An 18762-nucleotide genomic window follows, 5' to 3' on the forward strand; every position below is an offset into this window, starting at 1 on the left:
CTTAGAATGTTAATTATCATTTTCTGACATAGCCGCTTTCAAAGCAGCTGCTAGCGGACTTTCTTGTGGTTCTTCTTGCGTATACTTCTTCAGCAGGCGACGTTCTTCCTGTTTGCTAATCTTTTTACTACGTTCTTTTTTATCCAACATTTTCTCCGTTGTCCCGTCATATTTACAGCGGAAATAGCTGCCATTTTTCCCTTCAATAATCTCCATCTTACGATGACACTGTGGACAGCGATGGTTGGAAACTTTCGGGTCTTTACGGCGACGATAGCTACACTCAGGGTTACTGCAGACGTAAATCTTGCCATCACGGGTATTCTTTTCTCGTAAAAGCGAGCCACACTCTGGACATTTCTTTTGCGTCAGTGAAAAATCTTGGTAGCTCTGCTGGCTATTTTTGATTTCTCTTACTAGACTTCCGGTGTCTTTTTCGATTGCTTGAATAAAGGTATCTGCAGAGTAACGACCTTGGGCGATAGCTTCCAATTGCCGTTCCCATTTTTCGGTTAGTTCGGGTGTCACTAAGGATGGATTAACAAATTGCAGTAGTTGTTTGCCTTTAGGAGTGACTAATAACCCACTAGGCGTGCGTTCCATCAGTTCAGATTTGATCAATTTTTCGATAATCTCAGCTCGTGTGGCTGGCGTGCCTAAACTATGCTTTTCCATCAAGCCTAACAAGCTACCCTCATTCAAGGGTTTTGGTGGACTAGTCAATTCTTTTTTAATCGTGATATTGCCTTTGACGGTCTCGTCTTTTTGCCACTTACGACCTTGACTAGCAGTCTCTGTCGTTTTCCAGCCAGCTTCTAAAACGGTTTTTTGCTTGAAAACAAACCGATAGTCCCCGAAAACAACAGTAGCTGTCTGGGTTGCTGTTTTATGAGGAGCGGCAAATAAGCCTAAAAAGCGTTGAACAATCATTTGATAGATGCGCTGCTCATCCGTTGAAAGCTTTTCATAGCGTGGACGTTGTTCTGTTGGAATCAAAGCATGGTGATCCGTAACCCTTTGATCTTGAAAAACTTTCATTTGGACAACTTTAGCGCCATTTTTCAAATACTCTTTGACTTCTGGACTAAAATCACTGATGGCTTGGAGCCGTTCTTTCATGGTTCCTAACATATCTTGCGTCAAGTACTTGCTATCAGTTCGGGGATAGGTGACGATTTTATGGGTCTCATATAGACTTTGAACTAGTGATAAAGTCTTCTTGGCTGAATATTGGTAGCGTTGATTGGCTTCTCGCTGGATTTCCGTTAGATCGTACGGCAGTGGTGCCGGTTCGCTTTTGACTTTTTCCGTAACTTCCGTAACCGTACCTAGCTGTTGGCTAATCGTTTGCGCGATTTTTTCCGCCTCAGCCCGTTCTTTCAACGCATAGGGGTTTTTTAGCTGTAATTGCGCCGTTTCCTGCTCCACTGAAAGAGTCAGGGTGTGATAGGTCTGCGGTCGAAACTGCTCGATCTTTGCTTCCTGCTGGTGTACCAATGCTAAAGTCGGCGTTTGAACCCGGCCGGCCGAAAGATTATCTTGATATTTCACTGTCAAAGCCCGCGTAACATTTAGCCCCACCAGCCAATCCGCTTCGGCACGTGCCAAGGCTGAACGGTATAAATTATCATACTCTTTACCAGGTCGCAATTTTTGAAAGCCTTCTTTGATGGCTTTGTCGGTTTGCGAAGAAATCCAAAGCCGCTTAAGCGGACCTTTGTAATTGGCATATTCTAAGATCCAACGGGCAACTAATTCCCCCTCACGTCCAGCATCGGTCGCAATTACCACCTCACTGACATCGTTCCGCTGCAATAGCTGTTTGATGGCTTTCAATTGGTAGCCCGTCTTAGGTAGCGGCTTAATACCAAACCGTTTAGGAATCATGGGCAGTGTCTCTAGCTGCCAAGTTTGCCATTCCTTATTGATATCCTCCGGCATTTTCAATCCCAATAAATGACCAAGGGCCCAGGTCACAATGACGTTGGGTCCTTCATAATAGTTTTTATGTTTTTGTTGTGCTTTAAGCACCTTGCTCAAGTCTTTTGCAACACTTGGCTTTTCCGTTAGAATTAGTTGTTTCATAAAATTCCTTTCCACTTTCGCAGGTCACTGCCTGATAGTCTTTTAATAAGGCTAGGCCAAAGTACTGCTGCAGGTCGTCATCGCATTCCTCACACCAGCGTTCTTCGCCTTCATTCCAAAAAGCGGATAAATAATTCGCTTTTGCATTAATATAATCATAATTTTGGTGAACCTTTACCCATTGTTGGCGATAAAAAGCAGCGGCTTCATCAAAGCTGGCAAATTCTTGCTTTTCTTTGATATCGGCTTGCCATTCGTCAAAAAACCACCAAGGCTCATTATCCCCGTACATGGTTACCACTTGATACATGTGATCGCTCCTTCAAATTTTTCCTAAGAACAGTCTATGCTCTTTTACGGGGAACTGCAACTAACTTGTTTATAAAAGGTTCATTATTTATATATGTCCAGATCAGCCACAAATTGCTGGATCATTTTTTGATAACTGCTATCTGGTTCAACGTCCGCTTCCTTGGTGAAATAGCCCATAAAGCGCAAAGAGAGATAGCCATGAACCAGACTTCGTAGTTGCCGACTAAAATGAATCCGTTCCTCTTTAGACAATTGATACCCTTCTAAAATCTGCATAATGATATCTGTCGTTTCATAGGTTTTTTCTAGCAGTCGCTCATCATGCATTTGCGGTACATTGATCAACAGCTCATAGACTTCTTGATTCTCGTAGGCAAAGGTTTGATAGATCTCAGCATAACTAAAAAGCGCTGCACCTTGACTTTTGCCGACTAAAGCACGCCGTAATGTTTCATTCAATTCCTGCAGCAGCATCGCTGTCAAGCCACTACGAACCTCTTGCATATTTTTAAAATGGTTATACAGAGAAGGTGCTTTGATATCCAGCTCTTTCGCTAAGTCTTGAAACGTTAGTAATTGGATATCCTTTTCTTTCGCTAATTCACGGGCACAGCGAATGATTTTTTCTTGAGAAAGATTACGTTTTTTCATGGAGTCCTCCTTCAATCAACCAGTCTTATTTTACGCTATCTCAGCATTTTTTTAAAGGTCTTTCATTGATAAACTATTATACGTAGTTTATAATCGACAAGGTTGAATGAAAACTTTCAGAAAGAAGTGACCTTTTTTGCGTTTTAAAGAACTTTTCCCTACACGGGCACCTTGGGAACAAAATTTAATTGTCTTGTGGTTTGGGACCTTTATGGCCGGTATTGGTTTTAGCCTTGTGATGCCCTTTATGTCCTTATACATAGATACCTTAGGTGATTTCACCACCGATCAGTTGAATTTTTGGAGTGGTCTGACATTTTCCGCCACGTTTCTAGTGACCACCATCGTTTCCCCTTGGTGGGGACGTTTAGCTGACCAAAAAGGCCGCAAATTGATGCTGCTGCGGGCCTCTTTAGGGATGGCAATCGTCATTGGCTTGATGGGTTTTGTGACAAACGTCTATCAATTAATTGGCTTACGCTTATTACAAGGGATTTTCGCTGGCTATATCAGTAACGCCACCGCCTTAGTTGCCACCGGCACTCCCCGTGAAAAAAGCGGCCAAGTATTAGGGACTTTAGCCACTGGCTCTGTAACCGGCACCTTGTTAGGGCCGCTTTTAGGGGGCGTTTCCGCCTCAGCTTTTGGCTATCGCCCAACTTTCTTCATTACAAGCGTCATTCTATTTTTAGTTTTTCTACTTAGTCTCGTATTCGTTCACGAAGAATTTGTGCCGGTAGAAAAAGCCCAAATGGCCTCCGCCAAACAAATCTTTCAAAATTTGAAATACCCGCATGTGGTGATTGGCATGTTTATCACCACCATGATCATCCAAGCTTCCAATAATTCCATTAGCCCCATCATTAGCTTGTACATCCGGCAGCTACTCCATGGCCATGGCAATGTGACCTTGGTGAGTGGTATCATCGCCTCAATCCCCGGTATCGCTACTTTAATCGCGGCCCCGCGCTTTGGGCGCTTAGGTGACCGTATCGGGAGCGAGCGCATTTTAGCTTTAGGCTTATTATTTGCGGTGATTGTTTATATTCCCATGGCCTTTGTTCACAATGTTTGGCAATTAGCTTTTCTCCGTTTTTTGATTGGCATTTCGGATGCTTGTCTTTTACCAGCCGTCCAAGCTTTGATTACCAAGTATTCACCAAGTGACGCTGCTGGACGCATCTTTAGCTATAATCAGTCCTTCCAAGCTACCGGGAATGTTTTCGGTCCCATGATTGGCTCCAGCGTCTCCAGCATGTTTGGTTACCGTGGCGTGTTCTTATCCACTTCACTATTAGTCTTCACCAACTTTTTATTAGTGCGCCACAACACCCAAGAAATCAAAGAACCTGAAACCCATAAAGCTTAAAAAACGCCTACAGTCTGCTAGCATCCAAAGACGATGCAACAGCTTGTGGGCGTCTTTTACATTTCTACTTGTACACTTCTCTACTACTGCTACGATGGACTCTTCAAGATAAAAATAAAGAAAACAAATAGCTTGGTACTAAAGGTACCAAGGTGTCATGCCAATATGAAAAGCCACCTTTTTAATTTGGTCCAAAGATTGACTGCTTCACCAACCAATATTTCAAAAAAAGTAATGAAAAAGAGAATAACTAAAATAATTGTAATCGTTTTCCTTAAGGAGTAGTATTTGCGCAAGGACATGTTCTAAACTATTGTAGAATGGTAAAGCTAACAATAGTACGTCTAAAATATCCTAAATTAGTCGTACTATGCCTAAAGAACGGAGGTGCCAGGTTGCACAATAACGGTCGTAAAAGAAATTTAGCCTTGATAGTTGTATACGTTCTTTATCTAATAACAGCCTGCCTCCTACACCAAGTTTTTCGCTATCCCGAAACCAGGATACCTACGATGATTATGGTAACTTTATCACTTGGTACACAACGTTTTCTATTTCAAAAAGGCGTTATTGGTATATCTTTTTTCAGTACTTATTTTGAAAAAAATCTGACAAAGGGTGAGAGAATATATATTTATTGTTTTCCTCTACTCTTTATGCCTATTCTAAAATTGCGAAACATCACATTCACTGATATTGTTCTTTCTATGGGAATCTTCCTGATAGTCATCCTTCTCTATCGAGTCGAAGAAAATTATAGAAAAGATAATTATTAACTATATTACTGAAAAAAACGGTGACCTACGCCCCAGATAAAAAGAGGAAGAAATAAAGCGATTTTTCGCCATTTCTTCCTCTTTTTCAGTAAAAACGCACAGCTATGCCGCCATATTTCATTTCAACTAATGCACACTAGTTAACGTGCATTAGCTGACTTTGGCTTCTCTCTCGTTTGCTCTAAAAAAAGCGCAGCCGATAATCCATCAATGAATTAGTAGCCATTCAAATTAGTCTCCCGTAGCTAGCAATCTCTTCAACTCTACTTAGTCCACTTCCGTCACTTCTAAATGCCATTCACGATGGGCATTTTTCCAGCCATATCCTGTCAGCATAATTAAAATGGCAATAGCTATTAATCGCAGCCATAGCAACTTACTGAGCATTCCTAGAGCAAAAATCACTAAAATTAGTGCTAAATAGCCGCTGAAATAGCGGGTAGCCACTATGCGGATTGCCTTGGTCGTTGGCTCAATAGTCACAGTCTGACGATGCTTGCGGGAGCCGCGCCGCGCAACTGTCAGCTGGTCTCCACTATTGACGGCTATCAGCATTTCTGAGCCAGTAAATTTCCCTACATAAGTCTGATTACGGTAAAGCCAGTAACTAGCATACTTGCCGTAAAAGCCCTTTGTCAGTTTAAGTTTTTGTTCTCCGGCTAGCTCATTAGCAACTGGGTCACTGGCTAGACACGTTGCCAGTAGCGGAAAGACTAAAAAGAATAGCCACCAAAGTTTGCCACTAAGCAGCAATAATACTGGGCTGCCATAAAGGCAAAGTAGCAATAGCCCCATCAACGCCGAGGACAATCCGACATCTCGTAAACGTCGCACTACTAAGTTAAAGGTCGGGATCAGCGTCACTAAAGCGAAAACCAGCGTCACGACAGCCAGTATTGGTGGAAAATACCAAACTTTATCAAATAGATATTGGAGCATAGCCAGCTTGTATTGTAAAGTGGCATGGCTGAGAACATGAAGCAGCATATCCCTCACAATGAATAGCCCTAAAACTGCTAAAAAATTCGGTAGCATCAAAACAGGTGCTACCTGCCAAAAGGTCAAGCGGTCTGTTCGTCCGGTTAAGGAAAATTTTTGTTGCCAATATTGTTGCCAAGCGTCTCTCATCGCTATCCTCCATAAAAAGAGTGCGCTGAGAATTTCTCAGCACACTACGAATTAAATATATTGTAATTCTTGGCTTTCTTGGTAAGCGTGGTCGATTAGACCGCCACCCAAACATTCCATGCCATCGTAAAACACAACTGCTTGTCCAGGTGTGATGGCCCGCACTGGTTCTGCAAAAATCACTTCTGCCCGGTCGTTATCCAGCAAACGAACCGTTACCGGTACGTCTTGTTGACGATAACGGAATTTTGCCGTACAGCTAAATTCCCGTGGCTTAGCTCCTTCAGTCGTGAAGTGGATTTCACTAGCATCTAAGCTAGTGGCATATAACGCTTCATGATGGAACCCTTGGCCCACATATAACGTATTGGTTGCCAAATCCTTACCCACTACAAACCATGGTTCTTGGGTTGCCCCACCGCCGCCAATGCCTAAACCTTGACGTTGACCAATAGTGTAGTACATCAAGCCATCATGTTGGCCCTTCACTTCACCGTCTAAAGTCACCATATTACCTTTTTGAGCGGGTAAATAATGACTCAAAAATTCTTTAAAGTTCTTTTCGCCAATAAAGCAGACCCCAGTAGAATCTTTTTTCTTGGCTGTTGCCAAGCCAGCACGTTCCGCAATAGCCCGTACTTCAGATTTTTCCATGCCACCTAAAGGAAACATCGTTTTACTTAATTGTGCTTGTGACAATTGGCTTAAAAAGTAGGTTTGATCCTTATTATTGTCTACGCCTCGCAGCATATGCACGACGCCATTTTCGTCGGTGGTCACTTGTGCATAATGACCAGTTGCCACATAATCGGCGCCTAAGCTCATAGCATAGTCTAAAAAGGCTTTGAATTTAATTTCTTTGTTACACATTACATCGGGGTTAGGCGTGCGGCCAGCGCGGTATTCCGCTAAAAAGTATTCAAAGACCCGGTCCCAATATTCCTTCTCAAAATTGACTGAGTAGTAAGGAATCCCGATTTGCGCAGCAACTTTTGCCACGTCCTTGTAATCTTCCGTTGCCGTACAGACACCATTTTCATCAGTATCATCCCAGTTTTTCATGAAGATACCAACGACATCATACCCTTGTTCTTTCAACAGCAAGGCTGTTACGGATGAATCGACACCGCCGCTCATTCCGACAACAACACGTGTTTGACTGTTGTCCATTGTATCACCATCATTTCAAATAGATTCTGAAACATCCACGATTTGAAGGTCGTAATTATTCAGTGCTTTTCATTATAACGAGGTTTTTTAGAAAATACCAGTATCTTTTTTCGATTATCGGTAAAGCTGGTCGTTTCCTCACTATTGCCGCAATTCCCCCGCTTCGATTCGCCAGATAAGATCCGCATTTTCTTGCACAAAAGTTTGGTCGTGGGAGGTAAAAAGAACCGTTCCTTCATAACCTGCCAAAAGTGCCGCCAACGCATCAATCGTCCGGACGTCAATAAAGTTAGTGGGCTCATCCAATAGTAAAACATTAGTGGGCTTTAAAAACAATTCTAACAGAGCCAGCCGCGTTGCCTCGCCGCCACTTAATTCATGCAACGGCGTCAGTAAGTGGCGCTCACCAAAGTCTAAACGGTGCAACGCACTGCGCACAAGACTTTCATTAAAGGTCGTCTGCTTAAGGAGATAGCGTAAAAGAGGTGTCTCATCCGTGTAGCGATAACTCATCTGCCGGTACATGGCCATAACGACCTTAGGCGAGATGACCATGCCGGCCCCTTCGTTATAGATATGCCGCAACAATGTCGACTTGCCACTGCCGTTAGCGCCCGTCAATGCCACTTTTTGCCCCAGCGGCACTTGAAAATCGGCCGTCAGTAGTAAACGATCCGCTACCGTCAATTGGACTTCTCCTCGCACCGGAAAACGATTGTGCAGTTGAAGCTGCTTGGCCAGCGGAAACCGTAGTGACGCTTCTTCTTTAACTCCGGTTACTTCGGTTAATTGCTCGGCCCGTTTTTCTAAAGCTTTGGCATTTTTCTGAAGGGCCTTTTGAACGGTATCTTTTTGCTTAGAAGCCGACAGCCGGCTAGGGCGAATATTCTTCTGCTTGGCCTTCTGAGAAACTTGTGCCATTTTTTGTGCCTGGGCACTCCGTTGGGCAGCGGCCTGTTCTAACCGCCGTTTTTCCTTGAGATATTTTTCATGGGCCCGCTCTTGAGTCACTTGCTCCAAGGCCAGTGTTTCTTGGTAATCTTGAAAATTCCCTACGAACTCACGGACGCCCTTGGCTGAGACTACCCAAATTTTGGTCGCTAATTCATTTAAAAAATGACGGTCGTGACTTACAAATAAGAGCGTGCCATAATAATAACGCAGCTCTTCAATCAAGAATTGGATACTCTCTTGATCTAGATGAGTCGTTGGCTCATCTAAGAGTAACCCTTGATGATAAACGGAGAGGATTTGCGTTAGCCGCAGTTTGGCACTCTCTCCGCCGCTCAGCTCCGTTCCCACAGCGGGCACTTTCAAGCGACCTAACAAGGCGGCATCTAGTTGCTCTGCCCGGTAATCAGTGAGTAATGGATCCAACTGCCCAAAATAATCAAAGTCCACCTGACGATTGATTTGACCGCTATCTGGCGCTAACTTCCCTGCAATCAATTTCAGCAGGGTCGATTTACCGGCGCCATTATCACCAATGATGCCAATACGGTCATTCTCATAAACACTCAACTCCGGTATTTCAAAAAGCGGCTCCGGAAAGCCCTTGCGTAAGTCGTTAATTTGTAAAACTAAATTTTCCATTGCTGTGCACTCCTTTGTCTGTGCACTGGACTTTCGAGAACGCAAAAAAGAGACCGCTTGTGCGACCTCTGTCTGACTGGTTCATTTGGGCAGACTGCTCCCTCGAATGTCATTCGTACAAGACTTTTGAATTAGTTATGTGATTGCTGATTCAAAAGTTCAAAACGTAATTTCATCGCTGCAGTCATGATTAGCCCTCCTTTTTTTTACTATTCTAACATGCACCAAGGGGTAGTAGCAACTTGTTAATACTCGGCCAACTTGGCGATTTCATTGATTTTAGCTGCGGCTATCACATCAATTTGGTTCTCTGACAAAGGCGTTCCAAAGGGCACGGGCTGCGGCAACAGGCTGCGTTCAGGCGCATCTACGCCAACATTGATATTGTCTGCAATCGGCACACTGTAATGATGGATATGGCCGTGAAGATTGCGGATATTTTTTGTTTGACCTAAAAGCATAGGATAATGGGTCAAATAGTACTGATGATGATTAAATTTCACGATAGCTCCCACATCTTCAAAGGCAAACTTGGGGCCGCCCTCAGCGCCTGGATCGTGCTCAGCCAAGTAGTTAAAGAAGGCGCGGCTGTCATGATTGCCTTTAATAAAGACAATTTTACCGGCCAACTGTGTCAAAATCGCCAGCACTGCGGCATTGCCTTTTTCATATTGCGGGTGCATCGCTACATCCCCCAAGTGGTAGACGGTATCCGTAGGCTTCACTACTTGATTCCAACTAGCAATCATGACTTGATGCATCGCCTCAACGGTCTCAAACAAACGCGGTGCAAAATCATTATCACCTAATAATTGTTCATGAAAAAAATGTGTATCTGCAATAAAAAATCGCATGTTGCTTCCCCCTTTTAAAAAAAGATGACCGCCGAGGCAGTCATCTTACGCTTTTTCAAATACGCCGCGGCTAATCATTCCGTCCATCAAGAACAAGAATTTTTCTTGGCTCATTTTATGTTGGTCGTCTTTAAAAAGATTCACCGATTTTAAGCCATTCGCAGTGGTAATGGATAACTTAAAGGTTTTTAAATCTTTATTGACGGTGACTTTTAGTTTAAAGCCTTCCTTGCTTTGTGGTGTCGCATCTAACGGGCGAATCAGTTGAAAATTGCCTGATTGCGTTTCTTGAAACCCATTATCCCGCAAAGTATAGCGTTTTACTTCTGGATTTAAACGGTATTGAACCGTTGCCCCTTCAACTGTTGCGATTTCTGTAAATGCCATCTTGTCACTCCCTCTCATTTTTCATCTTTTATTATAGAGGTTATGGCAGCGCTTGACTAGCGTTTTTGAATCGTTTGAATGGTTTGCACTAATTTCTCAGCAAACTCTGCGACCTCCGCCGTGTCATTGCCTAAGCCAAAGCTGATGCGAATCGACTCTTGGATTGCTGGATCCACGCCATACATGGCCGTCAGCACATGGGACGGATCAACGGTCCCGGCTGTACAAGCTGATCCGGTGGAGATGGCGATTCCTTGTAAATCTAGGTTCATCAATAGTAATTGATTATTGACGCCATTGATTCTGAGATTCAGTACATGAGGTAATCGTTCAGCCGCACTGGCACCATTAACCTCATAGCTAATCTTAGCAGCGTCTAATTGGGCCAAAACATTTTTTTGAAAAAGCCGGTAATGATCGGCTTGGGCTAATTTTTCCGGCAGCACTTGAACCGCCGCTCCTAACCCAATCAGACCCGGCAAATTCTCCGTGCCGGCTCGTCGTTTTTCTTCTTGCTCACCCCCATGGAACAAGGGACTGAATTTGACGCTGTCACGCTTATACAGAAAGCCTACACCCTTTGGTCCATTGATTTTATGAGCCGAAACACTTAACAAATCAATTCCTAATGCCTCAACATCTAATGGCAGGTTGCCATAGGCTTGTACGGCATCAGTATGGAACAGCGCCGGATGCTCTTTTAACAAAGCACCGATTGCCGCCAAAGGCATTACGTTACCGGTTTCGTTATTAGCAGCCATAATTGATACTAAAATCGTGTCGTCTCGTAGAGCAGCTTTCAAATCAGCCACTTGCAACTGTCCTTGACGATCGACTGGCAGATACGTGACTTCAAAGCCTTGGCCTTCCAAATAGCGCGCTGTTTCTAAAACCGCCGGATGCTCGATGGCGGTGGTGATGATATGCCGGCCTTTGGCTTGATACATTTGTGCCACTTGCAATAAGGCAGTGTTATCGCCTTCAGTACCGCCACTAGTAAAGATGATTTCATGACTCTTAGCATTCAGCGAGTCGGCCACCAACTGCCGCACCCGCTCCAATTCGCTGTGGGCAGCGCGCCCATATTGGTGAATACTGGAAGGATTGCCAAACAGTTCCTTCATAGCCGTCGTCATTGCTTGAATCACTTCAGGATGCATTGGTGACGTGGCTGCATGGTCTAAATAGATCGACATTTTGCTGATCACTCCTTTTGAATAGCCCCATTCTAGCACAGGGGCGCCTTTTGGTCATCGGATTTTACTTACTCACCTTCTAAAAAAACTGCACCGAAATTTCGATGCAGTTTCTACCTTAATTATCTAAATGGAACAGAGGACTCATAGGGGTATTTTCATGGATTCGTTTAATCCCTTCACCCAATAATTCCGCACAACTTATCAAATCCACCGCTGGATCATCCCAGTAATCGGAAAAGACCGAGTCTGTGATTGCAATCCGTTCGATTGGCGCTTGTGCCAAGCGTTCCCGCGCACCATCATTAAAGAGACCGTGTGAGGCGCAGGCATAAACAGCTTTAGCCCCAGCTCGTTTTAATACTTTGGCGGCTGTCGCAAAAGTCTCGCCTGTGTTCAAGATGTCGTCTACCAAAATACAAGTTTTATCCTTTACATCCCCAATCACATAGCCATCACGCTGACCATCCTCACTGGTTTGATCGACGATAGCTAACGTTGTATGCAGGTAATCAGACAAAGAGCGGGCCCGACCGACACCACTATTCTTCGGTGACACCACCACTACCTCATCGCCTTCTAAGCCAGCCTTGCGGTAATGCTGCGCAAAAAGTGGCATGGTGAACATATTATCCACTGGAATATCAAAAAAGCCTTGGACTTGAACGGTATGCAGGTCAAGCGTCAATAATCTAGTAGCACCAGCTTTTACCAGCATGTTAGCCACTAATTTGGCAGTGATTGGTTCCCGGGGCCGAGCGGTTCGGTCTTGTCTAGCATAGCCAAAGTAAGGCATCACGACATTGACGGTTTTCGCACTAGCACGCTTCATGGCATCGATCATGATCAACAATTCCCATAGACGATCATTTACCGGATAATTAGTGGCTTGGATCAAGTAAACATGACTACCACGGACACTTTCTTCGATATTGATGGCAATTTCTCCATCGCTGAACTGGGTAACGGCACTTTTCCCTAATTCGCGTCCAACAACTTCGGAAATTTTACCCGCTAATTGCGGATTTCCATTCAAGGTAAAGATCTTCAAGGATGGATCAAAATATTCTTTCATGACAGCCTCCCATATTTTTCTTCTCTTAGCATACCGTATTTTACCGCTTTTCGCACTATTTTTTTAGGTAAACCAAGCCATTAAGCCAGTCGGCAGTAATGACTTTTTGATGGTTGCCCCAGTTATCATGCACCTTTAAAAAACGCTCGCCATCTTTGACTAAATAGGCATACGCCGTGACCCAGTGGTTTCCGTAGCTACTTCCTAAAATTTTCAATAACCCGGTCACAACAGGCTGACCTTGCGCTAACCGCTTCGTCAATTGAGACCAACCACCCAAATGCCAAAATTCAGCTTGATGCGGCAGGTCATATTTCTGATAGAGACGGTTGATACCCATGGCTACTTGGACAGGAATCGTGGAATAGCCTCTTGGCTGAATCTCCTGAGCCAAGGTTTCAATCAAACGTCGGCCTTCGCCATGGGGTACCCGAATTTTTTCTGGTGCAAAGTCTGGCGCCACCTGGTCTTGGTAGTACGCCAACATTACTGCCGCCGCATAAGAACCACAGAGCTGACCCGTTGCCCGCCAACTACGATACGGCGCAAACGCCGCCCCAGCTAGCCCAACCCATTCACCTGTATCCCTGGTATCCCAAGGCAGTGATTGACGGACATTTTTACGTAGCTGTTGCAGGGCGCCAACAGGATCAACTTTTTCGCCAGAACGCACATCAAAAAGCTGCTGACCAATTTGACAAAAATAGTTTTCCGGACCACCATAGTGGGTCATCTCGTGAAGGTAATCAGGACAAGTGTCACTATACTCCCAAATCTTTCCGTTGGTTTGTTGAATCTGATAGCCAGCTGCGGTTATTACTAGTAAAAAAGCTGGCTCTTGCCAAATATTATGCAATACCCGCACTTGCTGTACCGCTTGTAGTTGTTTTTGTGCCATAGAGCACCTCCTGATTTTACCACTCTAAAAAGTCAGCAATCGCTGCTTCCACTTGGGGATCGGTCACTAAATCGCTGTGATTGGCATCAGCGGTCATTTCTTGGTATTCTTCACAGTTCCCATAAAAAATCCGACCAGCTGCCACACTGGTGACAGGTACGACTGCGTCACTGTCACCCTCTGACGTACCGGCAACATTTAACATCGCCAAATCAGCGCTAATTGCCTCTTGCTCTTCATCATACAATGAATAGAGCGGACTTTCCTCTTTTAAGTCCGTAAAAGTTACCCCAGTATCATTGTAGTCAAAGCCAACATCATTAAAAGGGGTTCCTAAGGTTACTAAATGGTCCATTTGAGGGTCCCCCGCCTGTTGATTCTCCAAATAGCCTGTTGCCACCAAGCCGCCATTGGAGTGACCGATATAGTCAAAATGAGTAAAGTGGAATAAATACTGCGCTTTGCGTAGCGCTAAAGCGAGCCAACGACTTTGCTCCGGCAACGCTGGGTCACTGGCATCTTCAAAGCCCACTACGATAATAGGTCGCTTCGCCTGGTTACTGATTGTTCCTGTCATGGTAATCGTATCATCCGTATGTACAGTCATTTTTACAACTTCTATCTGTTCCTTTTGCGCAATATCCGCAATAAATTCATCAAAACGGTCCACATCGCCGCCAGTTCCCGGAACCAACACGGTGGGTTTTACTTCCAAAGTGGTCACCACTTGATTAGCCGAGCTAGTCGGTGTGGCAATCCATAAAGACAAACTTAGTAGCAATAATAAGATACTTCTCTTCATGTTCATCCCTCCGGTATATACTATAAATACCCAACCTTAAATAAAGATTAAAAAAACAGAATTAACATAAAATCGTAACCTGTTTGTTACAGGTCCATCGTTGTCTCTCTCCGACCAGAGATCAAAAAAAGCAGACCTCACAGTCTGCTTCTACTCACTATCCTTAGTAATCAATAACACGCCGTCTCCTAGTGGCACCAGTGAAGAGGTCAGCTTAGGATCGGTCATGACAGTATCTAAAAAGAGATTTAACTTTTTATGAATCGAGCGATTGCGCCGTGGAATCTCTTCTAACGGTGCTAAGATTGTCCCGCCTTGGAACACATCATCCACCATTAGAACACCGCCTACCGGCAACAAACGCAAACATTCTGGTAAGAATTCAATATATTTTGCCTTGGCACTATCCATGAAAATAAAGTCATAAGGTCCTGACAGGCTTTGCAAAACATCTTTGGCATCGCCTTCTAATAAGGTGACACGCTCCGTCAGTCCCAATCGTTCGTAAGTTTCCCGCGCCTGCTTAATCATCACATCATAACGGTCAATCGTTGTGACGTGTCCATCTGCGCCAATCGTTTCTGCCATGAGACTAGAAGAAAAGCCAATCGCTGCACCAATTTCCAATACTTGTTTTGGTCGTAGCTGTCCTAAAAGAAACTGCATGAAAACGACTGTTTCATGAGGAATTACCGGCACGCCGCGTTTATGGGCATCCGCTTCTACTTCCCCTAAGCCGCCGGTTAATTGTCGCTGTTTTGTCCGCATATATTCCACCAATTCCGGTTTGACTACCGGACGGTGCATCATTTCGTTCAACAATCTGCTCACCCTTTCGCCTCATTATACGGTGCCGCTAAGTATCTCGCAACTTGGAAAAACTACGCCCGTCTTTTTTGGTAAGCATGGAGACCGTATGGTGCTGCGATAATAATCGAGGTGATAACGAGCATTGCTAAAAAGATATAGCGCAAAACTTTCATCGCCATATCAGAAAATAAATAGCCAATATACGGAATATGAAAAATTGGTTCTCCAATCAAATTATGGCGGTTCACTAAACCAATATCCGCCGTCCGGTTGGCGTCACCTTTCAGCAAAAAGCCGTCACGATCCGAATCAATAGCCACGATTCGGCGGGTAACAACCTTCTCACCCTGATTCTCAAAATACGTTACCACGTCACCAACTAAAACATCCTCTACGTGTCGATCTTTCACAAAAATCAAGGCGCCATGACTATAAGTTGGCTGCATCTCATCAGTCTCTAATACATAAGGGGTCACCCCAAATAATTTGGGTCCAATCGCTAGGCAGACTGCTACCACAAAAAGGACGCCTAAAAAGCTTGTCAATACGATGGCCAACCGCTTTCGATACGTTCTCATTTTTCTCCTCCAACGTTATTTTTAAAATACTATTTTCCATTTTCGTGTTCTTTTACTTTTAAAAAACTCATATTATATAATATTTGTATTTTATTATTAATATTTTTGTTTTTATGTTAAATAATAATTATATTGACTCTTCGTTATTTTTAATTTACTCTTAAATTGAAAAAAAGTAAAGGAGGGTTTTATGCTAAACGCACATTCTTTTATAAAAAGGCAAAAACGCAGCTATTTATTCCGCGGTTTGCTTTATTTGTTTCCAATTTTGTTAGTCGTTGTTCTAATGGGTTTTTATGTACGCGGCATCAGTCAGCCCTACGCAAAACAGAACGTTGCGGAGATCAAGCATACTTGGCAGCTTTATAATAAAGAAAATCCAAATCTGGTATTTCTGAGTGAGCATATCCAGCAGCTGCCCAATACCCTACCTAACGAAACTATCGTGATGGAGCGGACGCTGCAAAGAAAAGTTGCCAATGCTGAATTATTAGTAAAAGGGAATCACCAACACTTGAAAGTCTTTTTAGATGGTGAGCTTTTATATGATGGTGGCCAAACAATCAAAGATAAAAATCCCGGCTTGACGGTAGCCATGGTAGACTTGCCGTCAGATTACATTGGACGACTCCTACAAATCGAAGTGACAACTCCTTATCAGGCTTATGCAGGGCTGCCTGCCCAAGTTTTCATTGGTGATAACACTTCCTTGATTGCTTCCATGTTTTCTCATGCTATCCCTAATTTAATCATTTTGACAATTTGCTTGGCACTAGGTGCAACCTTATTAGGCTTTTTCCTCTACAAAGGGATTCGCAATCGCGCCTTTGAAATGGAATACTTGCTGTTAGGGATCTTTACGATTTTAGTCGGACTAAGTGACATTTCTACGGATACTGCCAGCTACTTGTTTTTTGATCCTCATATCCATTCGACTTTAGCCAACGGTCTTTATCTACTAACGCCAATTTTTATTATGGTTTTCTTGTATTTAAAGAGCCATCATTACCGTAAATGGTACGGGGCCTTTGTCTTGACTATGGTTCTAGTTGTGATTACCTTGTTTGGATTAGATTTCCTAAATATTTGGAAGTTTCCGGATGCCATGCTCTTAGTCAACAGCTTGTATGTGGTAGGCGCCCTTTCCACTGCCATGTTAGCAGTAGGTGAATGGTACCATCGCAATCGTTTTTACAGTTTTCTCGTGCCCTTTATCATGCTGGCGGCGATTATCAACTTCACCGTCTACATCCAACTGATTGTGGGACACCGCCAGGTTGATTCAGCCTTAACTAGCTTGGTCTTTTTAGGTTTAGTTTTGGTAATTTGCGGCTATTCTATTTTCAAGCATTTACGCGAAACTGATCAAGCACGGCAAACAGTTCAGTTTTTAGAAGTAAAACACAGTCTGTTGCAGGAAACACACCAAACGGTTTACCAACATATGGACGAATTACAACAGCTGAAACAAGAGTTCTCAGGTCACTTGCAAGCGGTCCAGCAGTTAAACAGTCAAGGAGAACAATTGAAAATCGACCAATACTTAGTCGATGTGTCACAGCAGTTCAAGCCGTTGCAGCAGATTGAACGCTATTCAGACCAGCCTTTGGTGAATATGATCTTCTCTCGCTACCATGACCGTGCCAAAAAAAGACATATTCAAACAGATTTTTATGCCGATCTGCCGGCAAAGCTGTCATTGTCAGATGTGGATCTTTCGAGCCTATTGCTAAATATTCTCGATAATGCTTTAGCCGCTACCGCTAAGCTGAATGATCCTAGTCAGCGCTTTGTTTCTATGCATATCGTCAAAAAAGAGCAACAGCTGACGATTACTGCGCGCAACGCTTATCGCCACTCAGACGAAGAGGAAGCCCCTTCCTTTATTGATGGCGGCTATGGACTGGCGATTATTGAGAAAATCTGCCAACGTTTTGATGGATCTTTAACGATTGACGCTACCGACGACTTCGTTTTGACCGCTACTTTACAGCTGCCATAGCTTATAAAACGACAAAGAAAAGGCGCCAGCTTATAAGCTGGCGCCTTTTCTTATGCTATTAGTGTGCTTAATACAACAAGGTAATTAAATCTTCTTTTTCAATATTGCCAAAATACTTCTTCACATCGATTTGTTCCACTGCTTCGGTTATCGCTGCGCGGTCATATTTAACCCCAGTCAACAGTTTTTCCACATCGGCAATTTCCCCTAAGCCGAAGAAATCGCCATAGATTTTGGCCTCTTTAATGACGCCATCAGCAACGTTTAAACGAACTTCAATGGAACCAATTGGGAACCGGTGACGTCGTTCCAAGTTGAATTCAGGTGACTTGCCATAGTTCCAATCCCAGTTGCGATAGTATTCATCAGAGATTGCGTTGATTTTCACCCAATCGGCATCCGTCAATTCGTAAGTCTTGATTTCTTTAGGATCATCTACACCAAATATTTTTAGTAAAATATCATCACGGAATTCTTCTGTCGTCATATTTTGTTTGTCGGCTGGTAAAAATGGTTTAACGTTCGTAACGCGAGAACGTACCGACTTGATCCCTTTAGACTCAATTTTATCCTTGCGAACTTTTAAGGTATTAACAACTTCATTGATATCACTGTCAAACATGATAGTCCCGTGAGCAAACATGCGGCCATCAGTAGCGTACATAGCGTTGCCTGAGAATTTCATATCATTAATAACTAAGTCATTGCGACCTTTCAGCTCGGCTCCTTCAACACCTAAACCGTGGAGGGCTTCAATGATTGGCTTCGTTACTTTCGCAAAGTCGCGGAAAGAGTTGCCATCGTCGGGCATAATAAAACTAAAATTCAAGTTCCCAAAGTCATGATAAACAGCACCGCCACCACTTAAACGACGGACCACATGGATACCATGTTCATCCACATAATCTTTATTGATTTCTTCGATGGTATTTTGGTTACGACCGATAATGATTGAGGGTTCATTGATATAAAACAGTAAGATTGGCTCATCTAACGGCATTTCTTTCAATAAAAATGTTTCAATCGCTAAGTTTACTCGTGGGTCATTGTTTTCATTTGGAACATAAATCATGGTC

At 43.5% G+C, this 18762-nt stretch carries 17 protein-coding genes; 2 read left to right on the top strand and 15 right to left on the bottom strand.

The window, feature by feature from the left end; all coding sequences use genetic code 11:
* Nucleotides 1-9: 9 nt before the first annotated feature.
* The 3 genes from ECA01S_RS09905 to ECA01S_RS09915 form a co-directional block, all read right to left on the bottom strand.
* Nucleotides 10-2085 carry a DNA topoisomerase III gene (locus ECA01S_RS09905; RefSeq protein ID WP_067394742.1) on the bottom strand — a complete coding sequence of 692 codons (2076 nt, stop codon included), beginning with the start codon at nucleotides 2083-2085 and terminating at the stop codon, nucleotides 10-12.
* Nucleotides 2024-2395 (bottom strand): DUF1033 family protein, encoded by a 372-nt coding sequence (locus tag ECA01S_RS09910; protein ID WP_067394746.1) that lies wholly within the window; start codon nucleotides 2393-2395, stop codon nucleotides 2024-2026. Before ECA01S_RS09910 ends, ECA01S_RS09905 begins: the two co-directional genes overlap by 62 nt.
* A gap of 83 nt (nucleotides 2396-2478) precedes the next feature.
* On the bottom strand, nucleotides 2479-3048 hold the full coding sequence (locus ECA01S_RS09915; RefSeq protein ID WP_067394750.1) for a TetR/AcrR family transcriptional regulator: 570 nt from the start codon (nucleotides 3046-3048) through the stop codon (nucleotides 2479-2481).
* Between the two features lie 136 nt (nucleotides 3049-3184).
* On the opposite strand from ECA01S_RS09915, the gene ECA01S_RS09920 reads away from it, so the two are divergent.
* Nucleotides 3185-4417, top strand: a complete 1233-nt coding sequence (locus ECA01S_RS09920; protein WP_067394753.1) for a multidrug efflux MFS transporter — start codon at nucleotides 3185-3187, stop codon at nucleotides 4415-4417.
* 1043 nt (nucleotides 4418-5460) lie between these two features.
* On the opposite strand, the gene ECA01S_RS09930 is transcribed toward ECA01S_RS09920, so the two are convergent.
* The 11 genes from ECA01S_RS09930 to ECA01S_RS09980 form a co-directional block, all read right to left on the bottom strand.
* Complete coding sequence (locus ECA01S_RS09930; RefSeq protein WP_067394758.1) at nucleotides 5461-6321, bottom strand: DUF805 domain-containing protein; 861 nt, start codon at nucleotides 6319-6321, stop codon at nucleotides 5461-5463.
* A gap of 51 nt (nucleotides 6322-6372) precedes the next feature.
* Nucleotides 6373-7491, bottom strand: a complete 1119-nt coding sequence (gene mnmA, locus ECA01S_RS09935) for a tRNA 2-thiouridine(34) synthase MnmA (RefSeq protein WP_067394761.1) — start codon at nucleotides 7489-7491, stop codon at nucleotides 6373-6375.
* A 141-nt stretch (nucleotides 7492-7632) separates the two neighbouring features.
* Nucleotides 7633-9084, bottom strand: a complete 1452-nt coding sequence (gene abc-f / locus ECA01S_RS09940) for a ribosomal protection-like ABC-F family protein (RefSeq protein ID WP_067394764.1) — start codon at nucleotides 9082-9084, stop codon at nucleotides 7633-7635.
* Nucleotides 9085-9329: 245 nt separating this feature from the next.
* On the bottom strand, nucleotides 9330-9938 hold the full coding sequence (locus ECA01S_RS09945; RefSeq protein ID WP_067394767.1) for a metallophosphoesterase: 609 nt from the start codon (nucleotides 9936-9938) through the stop codon (nucleotides 9330-9332).
* 45 nt (nucleotides 9939-9983) lie between these two features.
* Nucleotides 9984-10325 carry a DUF1831 domain-containing protein gene (locus tag ECA01S_RS09950; RefSeq protein ID WP_067394770.1) on the bottom strand — a complete coding sequence of 114 codons (342 nt, stop codon included), beginning with the start codon at nucleotides 10323-10325 and terminating at the stop codon, nucleotides 9984-9986.
* A 56-nt stretch (nucleotides 10326-10381) separates the two neighbouring features.
* Complete coding sequence (locus ECA01S_RS09955; protein ID WP_067394773.1) at nucleotides 10382-11521, bottom strand: cysteine desulfurase family protein; 1140 nt, start codon at nucleotides 11519-11521, stop codon at nucleotides 10382-10384.
* Between the two features lie 118 nt (nucleotides 11522-11639).
* Nucleotides 11640-12596 (bottom strand): ribose-phosphate diphosphokinase, encoded by a 957-nt coding sequence (locus ECA01S_RS09960; RefSeq protein ID WP_067394776.1) that lies wholly within the window; start codon nucleotides 12594-12596, stop codon nucleotides 11640-11642.
* 55 nt (nucleotides 12597-12651) lie between these two features.
* Nucleotides 12652-13494: a dihydrolipoamide dehydrogenase gene (locus ECA01S_RS09965; protein ID WP_245631216.1), complete on the bottom strand. Its 843-nt coding sequence runs from the start codon at nucleotides 13492-13494 to the stop codon at nucleotides 12652-12654.
* A gap of 16 nt (nucleotides 13495-13510) precedes the next feature.
* Nucleotides 13511-14296, bottom strand: coding sequence for an alpha/beta hydrolase (locus ECA01S_RS09970; protein ID WP_067394779.1), 786 nt, complete (start codon nucleotides 14294-14296; stop codon nucleotides 13511-13513).
* Nucleotides 14297-14446: 150 nt separating this feature from the next.
* Nucleotides 14447-15118, bottom strand: coding sequence for an O-methyltransferase (locus ECA01S_RS09975; protein WP_067394985.1), 672 nt, complete (start codon nucleotides 15116-15118; stop codon nucleotides 14447-14449).
* A 59-nt stretch (nucleotides 15119-15177) separates the two neighbouring features.
* The gene (locus tag ECA01S_RS09980; protein WP_067394781.1) at nucleotides 15178-15684 is read right to left on the bottom strand and encodes a signal peptidase I; all 507 of its coding nucleotides are present in this window, start codon (nucleotides 15682-15684) and stop codon (nucleotides 15178-15180) included.
* A gap of 190 nt (nucleotides 15685-15874) precedes the next feature.
* On the opposite strand from ECA01S_RS09980, the gene ECA01S_RS09985 reads away from it, so the two are divergent.
* Nucleotides 15875-17686 carry a GHKL domain-containing protein gene (locus tag ECA01S_RS09985; protein WP_067394784.1) on the top strand — a complete coding sequence of 604 codons (1812 nt, stop codon included), beginning with the start codon at nucleotides 15875-15877 and terminating at the stop codon, nucleotides 17684-17686.
* Between the two features lie 67 nt (nucleotides 17687-17753).
* Here the strand turns inward: ECA01S_RS09985 and lplA are convergent, their stop codons facing one another.
* Nucleotides 17754-18758, bottom strand: coding sequence for a lipoate--protein ligase (gene lplA, locus ECA01S_RS09990; RefSeq protein ID WP_067394787.1), 1005 nt, complete (start codon nucleotides 18756-18758; stop codon nucleotides 17754-17756).
* Nucleotides 18759-18762 lie beyond the last annotated feature (4 nt).

Origin of the sequence: Enterococcus canis NBRC 100695, from assembly GCF_001544375.1 — a bacterium.
GTDB lineage: Bacteria > Bacillota > Bacilli > Lactobacillales > Enterococcaceae > Enterococcus_H > Enterococcus_H canis.